Annotated in this window: 14 protein-coding genes; 10 read left to right on the forward strand and 4 right to left on the reverse strand. The window is 72.4% G+C overall.

The features are described 5' to 3' along the window. Positions 1-150 precede the first annotated feature (150 nt). From ABT084_RS34170 to ABT084_RS34210, 9 genes are all read left to right on the forward strand, one after another. Positions 151-1,107, forward strand: coding sequence for a helix-turn-helix transcriptional regulator (locus ABT084_RS34170; protein ID WP_351052567.1), 957 nt, complete (start codon positions 151-153; stop codon positions 1,105-1,107). 17 nt (positions 1,108-1,124) lie between these two features. Next, entirely contained in the window at positions 1,125-2,093 is a 969-nt protein-coding gene (locus ABT084_RS34175) for a helix-turn-helix transcriptional regulator (protein WP_351052570.1), read from the forward strand. A 29-nt stretch (positions 2,094-2,122) separates the two neighbouring features. Further along, positions 2,123-2,374: a CpXC domain-containing protein gene (locus tag ABT084_RS34180; RefSeq protein WP_351052573.1), complete on the forward strand. Its 252-nt coding sequence runs from the start codon at positions 2,123-2,125 to the stop codon at positions 2,372-2,374. A 146-nt stretch (positions 2,375-2,520) separates the two neighbouring features. Continuing rightward, entirely contained in the window at positions 2,521-2,718 is a 198-nt protein-coding gene (locus tag ABT084_RS34185; protein ID WP_351052576.1) for a hypothetical protein, read from the forward strand. Positions 2,719-2,863: 145 nt separating this feature from the next. Then, entirely contained in the window at positions 2,864-3,160 is a 297-nt protein-coding gene (tatA, locus tag ABT084_RS34190) for a Sec-independent protein translocase subunit TatA (RefSeq protein ID WP_351052579.1), read from the forward strand. A 47-nt stretch (positions 3,161-3,207) separates the two neighbouring features. Then, positions 3,208-4,164, forward strand: a complete 957-nt coding sequence (tatC, locus tag ABT084_RS34195; RefSeq protein ID WP_351052581.1) for a twin-arginine translocase subunit TatC — start codon at positions 3,208-3,210, stop codon at positions 4,162-4,164. Between the two features lie 16 nt (positions 4,165-4,180). After that, positions 4,181-5,068, forward strand: a complete 888-nt coding sequence (locus tag ABT084_RS34200) for a diacylglycerol kinase (RefSeq protein WP_351052584.1) — start codon at positions 4,181-4,183, stop codon at positions 5,066-5,068. A gap of 45 nt (positions 5,069-5,113) precedes the next feature. Next, positions 5,114-7,954, forward strand: coding sequence for a DEAD/DEAH box helicase (locus tag ABT084_RS34205; protein ID WP_351052588.1), 2,841 nt, complete (start codon positions 5,114-5,116; stop codon positions 7,952-7,954). A 90-nt stretch (positions 7,955-8,044) separates the two neighbouring features. Continuing rightward, a complete protein-coding gene (locus ABT084_RS34210; protein WP_351052591.1) occupies positions 8,045-8,746 on the forward strand; it encodes a TetR/AcrR family transcriptional regulator in 702 nt (233 codons plus the stop codon). Here ABT084_RS34210 and ABT084_RS34215 read toward each other — a convergent pair. The 4 genes from ABT084_RS34215 to ABT084_RS34230 all read right to left on the reverse strand — a co-directional run bounded on the left by ABT084_RS34215 (position 8,701) and on the right by ABT084_RS34230 (position 13,278). Beyond that, complete coding sequence (locus ABT084_RS34215) at positions 8,701-9,672, reverse strand: RluA family pseudouridine synthase (RefSeq protein WP_351052594.1); 972 nt, start codon at positions 9,670-9,672, stop codon at positions 8,701-8,703. The genes ABT084_RS34210 and ABT084_RS34215 overlap by 46 nt on opposite strands. A 29-nt stretch (positions 9,673-9,701) precedes the next feature. Continuing rightward, positions 9,702-11,330, reverse strand: a complete 1,629-nt coding sequence (locus ABT084_RS34220; protein WP_351052596.1) for a serine hydrolase — start codon at positions 11,328-11,330, stop codon at positions 9,702-9,704. A 153-nt stretch (positions 11,331-11,483) separates the two neighbouring features. Further along, the gene (locus tag ABT084_RS34225; protein ID WP_351052599.1) at positions 11,484-12,311 is read right to left on the reverse strand and encodes a siderophore-interacting protein; all 828 of its coding nucleotides are present in this window, start codon (positions 12,309-12,311) and stop codon (positions 11,484-11,486) included. 61 nt (positions 12,312-12,372) lie between these two features. Next, a complete protein-coding gene (locus ABT084_RS34230) occupies positions 12,373-13,278 on the reverse strand; it encodes a 5'-3' exonuclease (protein WP_351052640.1) in 906 nt (301 codons plus the stop codon). 234 nt (positions 13,279-13,512) lie between these two features. Here ABT084_RS34230 and ABT084_RS34235 point away from each other — a divergent pair, with 234 nt between their 5' ends. Continuing rightward, a complete protein-coding gene (locus ABT084_RS34235) occupies positions 13,513-14,106 on the forward strand; it encodes a helix-turn-helix domain-containing protein (protein ID WP_351052602.1) in 594 nt (197 codons plus the stop codon).

A 14,106-nucleotide genomic window follows, 5' to 3' on the forward strand; every position in this document is an offset into this window, starting at 1 on the left:
GTCTGCCCCGGGGCCGCCCCCCCCCCCCGGGGGGGGCGGGGGGGGCGCCCCCCCGGGCGCGGCGGGGGCCCCTCACTTTTGCCGACGGGGCCCAGAGCGGTACGGTCAACGGTCACGAGTGTGTCGTGGAAGATCGGGGGAAGGGCGTCGATGGCGATTGCCAAGGCCGAGCGGCTGATGAACCTGGCGCTGTGTCTGCTGGGGACGCGCCGGCCGCTCAGCAAGCGCGAGTTGCGCGGGTCCATCGAGGCCTACATGGAAGCCGGCAACGACGAGTCCTTCAACCGGATGTTCGAGCGGGACAAGGACGATCTGCGCGAGCTGGGCCTGGTCATCGAGACCGTCGAGAGCCTCGACGGGGACATCGGCTACCTGGCCCGCCGTGACAGCAACCGGCTGCCCGCCGTCTCCCTGGACGCCGAGGAGGCCGCCGCGCTGGGTCTGGCCGCCAAGGTGTGGCAGCAGGCCCGCCTCGCGGGCGCGGCCAGTGGCGCGCTGCAGAAGCTGCGCGCCGGGGGCATGCCGGAGGCGGGGGATCCGTACGACGGCCAGCACAGCGCCATCGAGCCGCGCATCCCGGTCCACGAGGCGGCGTTCGAGCCGCTGATGCTGGCCTGCCGGGACCGGCGGCCGGTGGTCTTCGACTACCGCAAGTCCAACGCGGCGCGTCCGGCGACCCGTCAGGTGGAGCCGTGGGCGCTGGAGTGCTGGCGCGGCCACTGGTACCTGGCCGGTTTCGACCGGGACCGCGGCGCGGAGCGGGTGTTCCGGCTCTCCCGGATCACCGGCAAGGTGCGCTCGCGGGCCGGGACGTACACGGCCGAGGTGCCGGACGTGGTGACGGTGCGGGAGACGGTGGCCGGCTGGGCCGGGGACACCGCGGACCGCTCGGCGCTGATCCGGCTGCGGGCGGAGGCGGGGTACCCGCTGCGGGCCCGGGCCACCGCCGTGCGCGAGGGCGCCGACGGCTGGGACGAGCTGGAGATCCCGTACGGTCACGGACTGGACGCCTGGCTCGTGGAGTTCGGGCCGGACGTGGTCGTGGTGGAGCCCGCGGATCTGCGGGCCGATGTGGTCGACCGGCTGCGCGCCGTGGCCAAAGGCTGAGGGGGACACGTACCAGCATGGCTGCCAATGCCATTGACCAGACCCGACGGATGCTGTCGCTGGTGACCTATCTGCGCGAGCGCCCCGGGGCGCACGTCGCGGACGTCGCCCGCGCCTTCGGGATCACCGAGGACGAGCTGATCTCGGACCTCGACGTGCTGCCCATGTGCGGTACGAGCTTCCGCGGCGGGGACCTGCTCGACATCGACACCGACGGCGAGCGCATCTGGTGGCGCAACCCCGACGCGTCGGGGGAGTCCACCGCCGAGCCGCTGCGGCTGGCCGCCGACGAGGCCACGGCCCTGCTGGTGGCCGCGCGCGCGGTCGCCACGCTGCCGGGGCTGCGCGAGAGCGACCGGGACGCGCTGCTGCGGGCCACGGCGAAGCTGGAGGCCGCCGCGGGCGAGGTGGCCGGGGCCAGTGCCCGGCTGTCGGTGACCTTCGAATCGGAGGGCGGGGTCTTCGCGGACGTCGACCGGGCGATCGCCGAGCGGCGCCGGGTGTGGCTGCGGTACTACTCGCCGGCCCGGGACGAGCTGACCGAGCGCACCGTGGACCCGATCCGGCTGTTCGCGGTGGGGCACACGTACATGGAGGGCTGGTGCCACCTCTCCGAGGCGCGGCGCACCTTCCGGCTGGACCGGGTCGCGGAGATCCGGCTGCTGGACGAGCGGGCCGAACCGCCGGCGATCGAGCCGCGTGACCTGTCGGTGGGGCTCGTACAGCCCGCGGTGGGGGATCCGGAGGTCGTGATCGAGGTGGGGCCCGGTGGCCGCTGGGTCGCCGAGTACTACCCGCACGACAGCGCGGAGGAGCTGGCGGACGGCGGGCTGCGGATCACGCTGCGCACGCCCGACCCGGCGTCGCTGCGCCGGCTGGGGCTGCGGCTCGGCGGGGACGGCCGGATCGTGACGCCGACCGCGCTGGCGGACAGTGCGCGCCAGGCGGCGCGCGAGGCCCTGGCCGGGTACGGAGAAGAGGTCTGAGGACCGCGACCGAGGGGGATCGCCGCACGATGTCAGTCATCTCCACGCCCGGTACCACCGTGCCCGCCGGACCGGTCAGCTTCAAAGCGGCCTGTCCGGACTGCACGGCCCGCTTCGAGCTGACCGCCGGCGCGCTGCGCCTGGCGATCGGCGCCAGTCGGCGCACCACCTTCTACTCCTTCACCTGCCCCGAGTGCGGGGCGTCGGTGCGCAAGCACGCGGGGGAGCGGATCATCGAGCTGCTCACCGGCGGCGGCGTGAGCACCCTGCGCAGCGTCTAGGCCGGCTCCCCGGCCCCCGCCGCGCCCGTCGGGCGGGCGGGCCGGGGAGGGCGTGCGCTCGACGGGCGCTGGACCGGGGCTCTTTTCGGGACGGATGCCGCGCCCTGCCCGTGTCCGTGGACGGGGTACGCGCTAGGCTCGCGTCCATGCTGTGGCCGATGCTCGCTATTGCCCTGGGATTCCTCGGGGTCGCCGTCCTCGCCGTGCTCGCCGCGCGGGTGTTCGTCGAGGTCCGCAGGCTTTCCGGACAGGTCGCCGAGGCCAGTCGCAGGATCGCCGACGCGTCGGGCGATCTCGAGCGCGCGACCACCGGTCTGGCGCGTGCGGGGCGGTCCGCTCACTAGACGCGCGCAATCACAGGGGCCCCGGGGGATTGCCGGGCGTTTACCCCTGGGGGTTACGATCCTTGTCAGAGCGGTTTCCGGATTTCGTCCCGGACCACCGCGTCCCTCACGACCAGCCGCTTCGGTGAGAAGGAAGTCAGACAAAATGGGCAATCTGAAGCCTCTTGAGATCCTCCTGATCATCGCCGTGATCTTCCTGCTCTTCGGGGCGAAGAAGCTCCCGGACATGGCCCGCTCGCTGGGCAAGTCCGCCCGCATCCTCAAGAGCGAGGCCAAGGCGATGAAGAAGGAGAGCGAGGCCGACGACGCCGCGGCGGCCGCCGCGCCCGCCGCCCCCGCCGACCAGGCCCCGCAGACGGCCCCGCGCACCATCCAGGCCGCGCCCGGTGACGTCACCAGCGCGCGTCCGGTCAGCGAGCCGAACCGTTCCACCCAGGCCTGACCCCCACGGGTCGCGTCAGCCATCTGCAACGAGCCAAGGGACCTGGGTTGCTCAAGTCTGCCCGAAAGCAGGAGAAGAGGGAGAAGGACGCCGAAGGGCGGATGCCTCTCATCGAGCACCTGCGTGAGCTGAGAAACCGCTTGCTGAAGGCGGTCGCGGCGATCCTCGTGATCACCATCGTCGCGGCGTTCTACTACAAGCCCCTGATCGACTTCATGCTGAAGCCGATGCTGGATTCCGTGGGCTGCACCGGCGGGGTGGTTTCGCAGCGCAACGGCCGGCCCTGTGCCGACATGACCGTGAACGGTCTCATCGCGCCGTTCTCGATCGCCTTGAAGGTCGCGCTCACCGCCGGTGTGGTGCTGTCCGCGCCGGTCTGGCTCTACCAGCTCTGGGCCTTCGTCGCGCCGGGCCTGCACAACCACGAGAAGCGGTACGCGATCGGCTTCGTCGCGATCGGCGCGCCGCTCTTCGGCACCGGCGCGGTCCTCGCGTACAAGATCCTGCCGCAGACCGCGAAGGTCCTGCTCGAATTCACGCCCGAGAACGCGCGCAACCTGCTGCCCGTCGACGATTACCTCGACCTGGTCACGCGCATGGTCGTGGTCTTCGGCCTGGCCTTCGAGCTGCCCCTGCTCCTGATGCTGCTCAACGCCACCGGGGTGCTCACCGCCCGGCGCCTGGCGAGCTGGTGGCGGGTCATGGTCCTCGGCATCACCATCTTCGCGGCCTTCGCGACGCCCACCGGTGATCCGCTCACGATGATGTCGCTCGCGGCGCCGATCATCGGTCTGTACTTCATCGCGCTGGGCCTGTGCCTGCTGAACGACCGCAGGCGCAAGCGCAACAACCCCGACGCGGACCTCGACGACGACGAGGCCTCCGAACTGGACCTGACCCCGGCGCCCGTCGGGGAGATCGAGCAGGTCGCGCCGTCCGGCGCGCTGCCCGGCCAGGCCGACGGCGGACGGCAGCGGATCAACGGTTACGACGACGCCACCTGACAGGTAGATTCCGGGGGTGAGTGCAGAGATCACCCTCTTCGTCAATCCCACCGCCGGACGCGGCCGGGGCGCGCACGCCGCGCAGCCGGCCGCTTCCGCGCTCCGGGAGGCAGGTTTCTCGGTGCGCACGGTCGTGGGCTCCGACGCGGCCGACGCCCTGGTCCGGCTGCGCGCGGCGGTCCGTGAGGGCACCGGGGCGGTGATCGCGGTCGGCGGCGACGGGATGGTCTCGCTGGCGCTTCAGGCGGTGGCGGGGACGCTGGTGCCCCTCGGGGTGGTCGCGGTGGGGACCGGCAACGACTTCGCGCGGGCGCTGGGGCTGCCCGTACGGGAGCCCGCGGCGGCCGGTCGGCTGGCGGCGCGGGTCCTCAAGGAGGGCCGGTTCCGCGAGATCGACCTCGGGCGGGTGGACGGCCGCTGGTACGGCACGGTCCTGTGCTCCGGCTTCGACTCGCGGGTCAACGACCGGGGCAACCGGATGCGCTGGCCGGTGGGGCGCTTCAAGTACGACCTGGCGATGATCGCCGAGCTGGCCGCCTTCCGGCCCTTCCCCTACCGGATCACCCTGGACGACGGCCCGGTCATCGAGACCGAGGCCACGCTGGTGGCCGTCGGCAACGGGTGCTCCTACGGGGGCGGGATGCGGATCTGCCCGGACGCGCGGCCCGACGACGGGCTCTTCGACGTCACCGTGGTCGGCGACTGCTCGCGCGCCACCCTGCTGAAGGTCTTCCCGCGGGTCTACAAGGGGACACATACCGGCCACCCGAAGGTGACCGTGTACCGGGCCGCGAAGGTGACCCTCGAGTCCGCCGGGATCACCGCCTACGCGGACGGCGAGCCGGTCGGGCCGCTGCCCGTCACGGCGCGGTGCGTGCCCGCGGCGGTGCGGCTCCTGTCATAAAGATCGCGCTTGTTGTCAGAGGGGGCGGGTAGGCTCGTTGACAAGATGACCGAGGAACTCTCACCCGCCGACGCGTACGCCGCGTTCCGCCGCCGCGCCGCCGAAGAAGCCACGGCCCTGCACCCCTTCCGGGAGATGTACGAGTTCGGTCTGGACCCCTTCCAGATCGAGGCGTGCAAGGCCCTGGAGGCCGGAAAGGGCGTGCTCGTCGCCGCCCCCACCGGGTCGGGCAAGACCATCGTCGGCGAGTTCGCCGTCCACCTGGCACTGCTCCAGGGCAAGAAGTGCTTCTACACCACGCCGATCAAGGCCCTGTCGAACCAGAAGTACGCCGACCTCGTCAAGCGCTACGGCGCGGCCGAGGTGGGTCTGCTGACGGGTGACAACAGCGTCAACGCCGATGCTCCGGTGGTCGTGATGACCACGGAGGTACTGCGCAACATGCTGTACGCGAAGTCCCCCGCGCTGACCGGTCTGGGCTACGTCGTCATGGACGAGGTGCACTACCTCTCCGACCGGTTCCGCGGAGCCGTCTGGGAGGAAGTGATCATCCACCTCCCCGAGTCGGTCACCCTGGTCTCGCTCTCGGCGACCGTGTCCAACGCGGAGGAGTTCGGCGACTGGCTGGACACCGTCCGCGGTGACACCGAGGTGATCGTCTCCGAGGAGCGGCCCGTTCCGCTGTGGCAGCACGTCATGGCCGGCCGCCGGATCTACGACCTCTTCGAGGAGGAGACCGACCACGGCGGCCGCGGGAGCGGGCGCCGCGAGGTCAACCCCGACCTGCTGCGCATGGCGCGGGAGGAGAACACCCGCACGTACAGCCCGAAGGACCGGCGGCGCGGCAAGATGGTCCGCGAGGCCGACCGCGAGCGCGAGCGCCGCTCCCGCAACCGGATCTGGACCCCGGGCCGCCCCGAGGTCATCGAGCGCCTCGACAACGAGGGCCTGCTTCCGGCCATCACCTTCATCTTCAGCAGGGCGGGCTGCGAGGCCGCCGTGCAGCAGTGCCTGTACGCGGGGCTGCGCCTGAACGACGACGCCAAGCGCGCCCGGGTCCGGGAGATCGTCGAGGAGCGCACCGCCTCGATCCCCTCCGAAGACCTGCACGTCCTCGGCTACTTCGAGTGGCTCGAAGGGCTGGAGCGGGGCATCGCCGCGCACCACGCCGGGATGCTGCCGACCTTCAAGGAGGTCGTGGAGGAGCTCTTCGTCCGCGGCCTGGTCAAGGCCGTCTTCGCCACCGAGACGCTGGCGCTGGGCATCAACATGCCCGCGCGCACGGTGATCCTGGAGAAGCTGGTCAAGTGGAACGGCGAGCAGCACGCCGACATCACCCCCGGCGAATACACCCAGCTCACCGGCCGGGCCGGACGCCGCGGCATCGACGTCGAGGGCCACGCGGTGGTGCTGTGGCAGCGCGCGATGGACCCGGCGGCCCTCGCGGGCCTGGCCGGCACCCGGACGTATCCGCTGCGGTCCAGCTTCAAGCCCTCGTACAACATGGCCGTGAACCTGGTCCAGATGTTCGGGCGGCACCGCTCGCGCGAGCTGCTGGAGACCTCCTTCGCGCAGTTCCAGGCGGACCGCTCCGTCGTCGGCATCTCCAAGCAGGTGCAGCGCAACGAAGAGGGCCTGTCGGGCTACACCGAGGGAATGACCTGCCACCTCGGGGACTTCGAGGAGTACGCGCAGCTGCGCCGCGACCTCAAGGACCGCGAGACGGACCTGGCCAAGCAGGGCGCGGCCCAGCGCCGGGCCCAGGCGGCCGGGTCGCTGGAGAAGCTCAAGGCGGGCGACGTCATCCACGTGCCGACGGGCAAGTTCGCCGGGCTCGCGCTGGTCCTGGACCCGGGCGTGCCCGCGGGCCGCTCCAACGGGCACCGCGGCCAGGAGTACACCGAGGGCCCGCGGCCGCTGGTGCTCACCGCCGAGCGGCAGGTCAAGCGGCTCGCCGCGATCGACTTCCCGGTGCCGGTCGAGCCCATCGAGCGGATGCGGATCCCCAAGTCCTTCAACGCGCGCTCCCCGCAGTCCCGCCGCGACCTCGCCTCCCAACTGCGCACCAAGGCGGGGCACATCACCCCCGAGCGCAGCAGGCGCGGGCGGGCCGAGGCGGCCGACGACCGAGAGATCGCGCGGCTGCGCGCCGCGCTGCGCGCGCACCCGTGCCACGGGTGCGACGAGCGCGAGGACCACGCGCGCTGGGCGGAGCGCTACCACCGGCTCAAGCGGGACACCCAGCAGCTGGAGCGCCGGATCGAGGGCCGGACGAACACCATCGCCCGGACCTTCGACCGGATCCACGCGCTGCTGACGGAGCTGGACTACCTGCGCGAGGACGAGGTCACCGAGCACGGCAGGCGGCTGGCGCGGCTGTACGGGGAGCTGGACCTGCTCGCCTCGGAGTGCCTGCGGGCCGGGATCTGGGAGGGGCTCGGCCCCGCCGAACTCGCGGCCTGCGTCTCGGCGTTGGTGTTCGAGGCGCGTCAGTCCGACGACGCGGTGGCGCCCAAGGTGCCGCCGGGCGCCGCGACGGTCGCGCTCGGCGAGATGGTCCGCATCTGGGGCCGGCTCGACGCGCTGGAGGAGTCGCACCGCATCAACCAGGCCGAGGGCGTGGGCCAGCGCGAGCCGGACCTCGGCTTCGCGTGGGCGGTGTACCAGTGGGCCTCCGACAAGAGCCTGGACGAGGTGCTGCGCGAGGCGGGGATGCCCGCCGGTGACTTCGTGCGCTGGTGCAAGCAGGTCATCGACGTGCTCGGCCAGGTCGCGGCGGCCGCCCCCGCCAACTCCGGTGGCGGGACCAGCACGGTGGCGCGAAATGCCCGTAAGGCCGTGGACGCCCTGTTGCGGGGTGTGGTGGCCTACAGCTCGGTCGGCTAGCCGCTTTTGGGGCTTCCTCCTAATGCGGGCATGGCTTGATCTGATCTCTTGCCATGATCCTTTCCTCGTGCGCTGTGCGACGATCTGCCCATGAGTGGGGCAGTGGGCGAGGGAGCGAGACGGGTCGGGCGGCCGCGCGCCGATCAGCGAAGACCGGACAGCGGGCGGCCGCCGCGCGAGGAACTCCTCGCCGCGGCGGCGCAGCTGTTCACGGTCCGCGGGTACGCGGCCACCACCACGCGGGCGGTGGCCGAACTGGCCGGTATGCGCCAGGCGACGATGTACCACTATTTCGGCGGCAAGGAAGAACTCCTCGCCGAACTCCTGGAGTCCACCGTGGCTCCCTCTCTGGTCCTGGCCCGGCGGCTGCTCGCCGCCCCGGACCTGAGCGCCGAGCGCAGGCTGTGGGAGCTGTGCCGCTCCGACGTGATGCTGCTGTGCGGCGGACCGCACAACCTGGGCGCGCTGTACCTGCTGCCCGAGGTGGTCGCCGGTGAGCGGTTCGCGCCGTTCCGGCGGATGCGCGCGGAACTGCGCGAGGCCTACCGGGTGTTGCTGCGCGGGACGGCCGCGGGCGCCGCGCTCGGCCGTGACGCGGCGGCGCTCGCCCTGCGCAACGACCTGGTCTTCGGTCTCATAGAAGGCGTGATGCTCATCCACCGCTCGGACCCGGGGCGGCCCGTCGAGGCCTTCGCGACGGCCACGGCGGACGCGGCCCTGCGGATCGCGGGCGTGCCGCGCAGCCCTCAGCGCTCCGGCTCGGGCGGGATCCCGGCCGCCCAGGCGTCGTAGTCGGTCCAGGCCCCCAGGGTCCGGGTGCTCTCGAAGCGGTGCGCGAGGCCGGTGACCGGATCGGTGAACGACAGGACACGGGCCAGGAGTTGGAGCGGGCGGCGGTAGTCGTCCGGGGCCGGGTCGGCGACCTCCGGATACACCGGGTCGCCGAGGATCGGTGCGCCGAGGCTGTTCATGTGGACACGCAGCTGATGGGTGCGGCCGGTGTGCGGGGTCAGCCGGTAGTGCCCCAACCCGGCCCGGTGGGCGATGAGTTCGATGTGGCTCTCGGCATTGGGGGCGGCGCCCGGGATCTCGGTGGCGGCGATCACCCCGCGGGTCTTCTCGATCCGGCTGCGCACGGTACGGGGCAGGCCGAGCCCCGGACCGTAGGGCGCGACGGCCTCGTACTCCTTGTGCACCAGCCGGTTCTGGAAGAGGAGCTGATAGGCCCCGCGGTCCTCGGGGCGGACGCTGAACATCACCAGGCCCGCGGTCAGCCGGTCCAGCCGGTGCGCGGGGCTGAGGGCGGGCAGCCCCAGGCGGTGGCGCAGCAGGGCGAGGGCGGTCTGGGTGACGTGGCTGCCGCGCGGGGTGGTGGCCAGGAAGTGCGGCTTGTCGGCGACGAGCAGGTGCGCGTCGCGGTACAGGACGCGGGGCGCGTACGGCACCGGGCTCTCCGGGGGCAGCTCCCGGTGGAACCACAGGAAGGCGCCCGGCTCGTACGGGTCGCGCGCGCCGCGGACCCGCCCGTCGGCGCCGAACACCCGGCCCGCGCGCAGCAGCCGCGCCATCGGCTCGGCGCCCGAGGTGCCCGCGTAGTGGGCTTCGAGGAAGCCGCCGATGTCGGTGTACGGGGCGTCCCCGGGCAGCCGGAGCCGGACCGGGTCGATGCCGTCGAGCTGGGGCAGCGGGGCGGGGGGCGTCTGGGCTCTGCGTCTCATCGGGGCCAGCGTATGCGGCCCGCCGGTGGTCACCGGCCGCGTGTGAACGTACCCAGGTGGCCGGGCCCGGCGTCCAGGTATTCGACGCGGACGGTGCCGTCGGCGAAGGTCACCCCGGTGCGGCCCACCGCGTTCTCGCCGGTGGTCTCGAAGCTGAAGGTGTCGCCGTCGTAGTGGGTCAGCGGGAAGCGCAGCGGCTTCGGGCCGAGCGAGAGCGTCAGGCCCTGGCCGGCCGGGCCGCCGGGCTCGGCGCTCACGGTGAGCTTGCCGTAGTACGGGCTGACGTAGGTGCCGGCGTACGCGCTGTCCTGGCGGGCGGGCTTCGCGCCGGTGGGCGGGTGGGCGTAGTCGGTGGGGGAGCGCAGGGCGTCCTCCGACCGGGCGTAGAACGAGGAGAACAGCTTCAGCCAGTCCGCGGTGGGCTTGCCGTGCTCGGCGGTGTCGAAGAAGTCGAAGGCGGCGGCGTCGGCCAGGCCCGCCGGTGCGCCGTTGGTGAGGACGACGATGGCGAGCTGTTCCAGGGGCAGCATCGTGACGTTGGTGTTGGCGCCGAGGGCGAACGCGCCGGAGTGGCCGAGGCGCAGGCGGCCCGCGTCGTCGTAGGACACGTTCCAGCCCAGCCCGTAGAAACCGGCGCGGCCGGTGGGGCCGGCGGGCTGCGAGGAGACGATCTCGGGCAGATGGGTCCGGGCCAGGGTCGCGGCGGGGACGATGCGGTGGCCGTCGAGGGTGCCGCCGGAGAGCTGCAGCCGCATCCAGCGGCTCAGGTCACGGGCGGTGGAACTGACCCCGCCCGCCGGGGCCTGCGCGTCGGGGTCGCGGACGGAGAGCGGGCTCCAGGTGCCGTCGGCGTTCCTCATGTGGGTCGCCGCGCGGTCCGGGGCGGCCTGGAAGGCCTGGAAGGTGGTCGAGGTGCGGGTCATCCCGGCGGGCTTGAAGAGGGTGTCCTGGCTGAGCTTCTCCCAGCTGACGCCCTTGGCGCGGGCGACGGCCTCGGCGGCGGCGGTCAGGCCGAAGTTGGTGTAGGCGTAGCTCGCGCGGAACGGGGCGAGGGGCTCTTCGCGCAGGTGGCCGAGGATGTACGACTGGTCGTAACCGAGGTCTTCGAGGAGGTCCCCGGCGTGGTCGGGCAGGCCGCTGCGGTGGGAGAAGAGGTCGGCGGCGGTGACGTGGTCCGTGACCCAGGGGTCCTTGAGCGCGAAGCCGGGCAGCTCCACGCGGCGGTCCCAGTCGGCCGGGTCGGCGAGGGCGCCGGCGACGACGGTGGAGGAGACGGGCTTGGAGAGGGAGGCGATCTGGAAGACGGTGTCGGGACCGACCTTCGCGGGGTCGCCGGTGCGGCGGACGCCGAAGCCCTTGAGGTAGACGACCTTGTCGTGGCGGACCACGGCGACGGAGACGCCGGGGACGCCGGTGCGGTGCATGAGGTCGGTGATGGTCGCGTCGAGGGCGGCGACGGCCTTGTCGACCTGGGCGTCGGTCAGGGTGGGTTCGGGTTGCGGGGGGCCGTCTCGGGAGGGGGCGGTGGTGGCCTTCGCGGCCTCCGTGGCCGCGGCCGCGGTCGACGTGAGGCCGGCGGTGACGGTCGTCGCCATCGTCAGGAGGAGAGCGGCTCCCGCGGTACCGAGGGTTCGGGCGCGGGGGTGTGAGCTGCGCATGCGGTCATTGTCCTGCGGGGGGCGGTGGGGCGCCCGCCGGGCGGTGCCCGGGCCCGGCGGGGGCGACCGGTGTGACGTCGGGCGCCGGTCGTCCTGCCCTCCGGGGGCGCCTCACACGCCGGCGAGGCCGGAATGCCCGCCTGAAGGCGGGGGTCAGCCCTGTTCGGCTTCTACCTGGGCGTTCCAGTCGCGCTTGATCGCGCGCCAGCCTTCGTCCGTTTCGCCCAGGCGCCAGTAGCCCGAGATGGAGAGCTGCTTGGCGGGGATGCCGCGTTCCGTGCGCAGGTGGCGGCGGAGTTCCTTGACGAAGCCCGCCTCGCCGTGGACGAAGGCCTGGACGCGGCCCGGCGGGAACTGGAAGGAGGTGACGGCCTCGACCAGGGCCGCGCCGACCGGGCGCTCGCCGCGGTGGATCCAGATCGGCGTGATCCCGTCCGGGGTGGCGACCTTCTGCTCGTCGTCCGGGCCGGAGACCTCGACCAGCGCGATCACCTCGGCGCCGACCGGCATGTGTTCCATCGTGGTGCCGATCGCGGGAAGGGCGCTCTCGTCCCCCGCCAGGAGGTGCCAGTCGGCCGTCGGGTCCGGGCCGTAGGCGCCGCCGGGGCCCAGGAAGCGGACCGTTTCGCCGGGCTTGACCCGCGCCGCCCAGGGGCCGGCCAGGCCTTCGTCGCCGTGGACGACGAAGTCGATGGTCAGCTCGCTGTGCGCGGGGTCCCAGTGGCGCACCGTGTAGGCGCGCTGGCGAGGCCAGTGCTCGCGCGGGTGCGTGGCTCTGATGGCTTCCAGGTCCCAGGGTTCGGCGTAGGTGACGTCCTCGGGGGCGAAGAGGATCTTCACGTAGTGGTCGGTGAAGTCTCCGACCGTGAAGCGGGCGGCCAGGCCCTCCCCGCCGAGGATGACGCGCACCATGTGGGCGCTCAGCCGCTCGGTCCGAACCACCTCGGCGGTGGCGATCCTGCGTGCACGTCCTTCTGCCACGGCGTCTCCCCGGTGTCCCGTGATGCTTCCCCTGAAACTTAGGATTACCTAAGTTACCACCTCACGGTCGAAGTGCGGTGGTGAGGCGCGCAACAGCGCCCCCGAGGCCCCATCGGCGACCCAGCGCGTCCAGCACGTCCTGGTGCGCCGGAGCGGCGGGCAGGGCCGGGTCGAAGACGGGAAGCGGCACGTCACGGGCCACCTGGACCACCTTCGGGGCCACCGCCAGGTACGGCCGGGCCTCATCGAGCCGCTTGCGCTGCGTCGGGGTCAGTTTCGACTTCGGATCCGCCACCGCCGCCAGGATGCCGCCCAGGTCACCGTAGGCGTCGAGCAGTTTCGCGGCGGTCTTCTCACCCACTCCGGGCACGCCCGGCAGGCCGTCGCTCGGATCGCCGCGCAACAATGCCAAGTCGGCGTATCCGGGGCCGTCCACTCCGTACTTCTCGCGCAGCCACGCCTCGTCGGTCACCTGGAGGCTGCCGACCCCCTTGAGCGGGTACAGGACGCGCCGCCCCTTGACGTCGTCCACCAGCTGGTAGAGGTCCCGGTCGCCGGTCACGATGTCCACCGGGCCGGTGGCCCGCGTGGTCAGGGTGCCGATCACGTCATCCGCCTCGTAGCCCTCGACGCCCACCCGGGCGATGCCGAAGGCGTCGAGCGCGGCCTCGATGATCGGGACCTGGGGGGCCAGGGTGTCCGGGGTCTCCTCCTCGTCGGGCCCGGTCTCCGTCTCCACGGCGACGCGGTGGGCCTTGTAGGAGGGAATCAGCTCCACCCGCCAGTGCGGCCGCCAGTCGGCGTCCATGCAGGCCACCAGATCGTCCGGCCGGTGGTCCTGGACCAGGCGCCCGATGAAGTCGAGGAGGCCGCGCACGGCGTTGACCGGAGTCCCGTCCGGCGCCCGGACCGAGTCCGGGACGCCGAAGTAGGCGCGGTAGTACAGGGAAGCGGTGTCGAGAAGCATCAGGCGTCGGGTCACCCTGACGATGATGCCGTACCTCACTGACACCCTTGGGCACCTCTGTCACCAACCGCAACGGGGTGACGACGGAATACGACCATCCGTCACTTGAATACCGCTCGGAATCGGCCGGGGCCTGGATACGGTCGGGTCGTGCGAGCGGTGCGCGACGCCGATGCTGCGTAAGGTGCTTACAGCACACCTATGTGCGACGGACAAGGGGAGGGCAGCCCCGCCATGGACGACAAGGAAAAGGAAAGAGACACCAAGGAACCGCTTCGGGTGGGCGTGGCCGTGCGCAAGCGGCGCCGCGCGCTGCGGCTCACCCTCGCCGCCGTATCGGCGCGCAGCGGACTCTCGGTACCCTTCCTGAGCCAGATAGAGAACGAACGGGCCCGGCCCAGCATGCGCTCCCTCGAACGGGTCGCGGACGCGCTGGAGACCACGGCCGTCGAACTGCTGGCCGCGTCCGACACGGCGCGCACGGTGGACCTGGTCAGCGCCGCGGACGACGACGGCCTCGAACCGGCCCCGGGCGTACGCCCGCTGGTGCGCGGGCACCACCAGCTGCACGCCCTGGAGTTCACGGGCGACCAGGACGCGGGCCGCGAGTACCAGCACCGCAACGACGAGCTGATGTACGTCGTCTCCGGGTCCTGCCAGGTGGAGGCCGAGGGGCGGGCCTACCGGCTGGAGTGCGGCGACGCGCTGTTCCTCTCCGGTGGGGTGCGCCACCGCTGGCGGGCCATGACCGAGGACACCAAGCTCCTCGTCGTCGCCGTCGGCGACCACATCCACGCCACCTCCGAACCCCCCTCGCCGGAGCACTGA

This window comes from Streptomyces sp. NPDC002138, assembly GCF_040296485.1.
In the GTDB taxonomy this organism is placed as follows: Bacteria; Actinomycetota; Actinomycetes; order Streptomycetales; family Streptomycetaceae; genus Streptomyces.

What these genes read in the sequence shown, in the direction of transcription:
- ABT084_RS34235 (WP_351052602.1), top strand. Translation starts at nt 13,513, where the DNA reads ATGGACGACAAGGAAAAGGAAAGAGACACCAAGGAACCGCTTCGGGTG.
- ABT084_RS34185 (WP_351052576.1), top strand. Translation starts at nt 2,521, where the DNA reads ATGCTGTGGCCGATGCTCGCTATTGCCCTGGGATTCCTCGGGGTCGCC.
- ABT084_RS34230 (WP_351052640.1), bottom strand. Translation starts at nt 13,278, where the DNA reads ATGCTTCTCGACACCGCTTCCCTGTACTACCGCGCCTACTTCGGCGTC.
- ABT084_RS34205 (WP_351052588.1), top strand. Translation starts at nt 5,114, where the DNA reads ATGACCGAGGAACTCTCACCCGCCGACGCGTACGCCGCGTTCCGCCGC.
- ABT084_RS34175 (WP_351052570.1), top strand. Translation starts at nt 1,125, where the DNA reads ATGGCTGCCAATGCCATTGACCAGACCCGACGGATGCTGTCGCTGGTG.
- ABT084_RS34180 (WP_351052573.1), top strand. Translation starts at nt 2,123, where the DNA reads ATGTCAGTCATCTCCACGCCCGGTACCACCGTGCCCGCCGGACCGGTC.
- ABT084_RS34170 (WP_351052567.1), top strand. Translation starts at nt 151, where the DNA reads ATGGCGATTGCCAAGGCCGAGCGGCTGATGAACCTGGCGCTGTGTCTG.
- ABT084_RS34210 (WP_351052591.1), top strand. Translation starts at nt 8,045, where the DNA reads ATGAGTGGGGCAGTGGGCGAGGGAGCGAGACGGGTCGGGCGGCCGCGC.
- ABT084_RS34220 (WP_351052596.1), bottom strand. Translation starts at nt 11,330, where the DNA reads ATGCGCAGCTCACACCCCCGCGCCCGAACCCTCGGTACCGCGGGAGCC.
- ABT084_RS34215 (WP_351052594.1), bottom strand. Translation starts at nt 9,672, where the DNA reads ATGAGACGCAGAGCCCAGACGCCCCCCGCCCCGCTGCCCCAGCTCGAC.
- tatA (WP_351052579.1), top strand. Translation starts at nt 2,864, where the DNA reads ATGGGCAATCTGAAGCCTCTTGAGATCCTCCTGATCATCGCCGTGATC.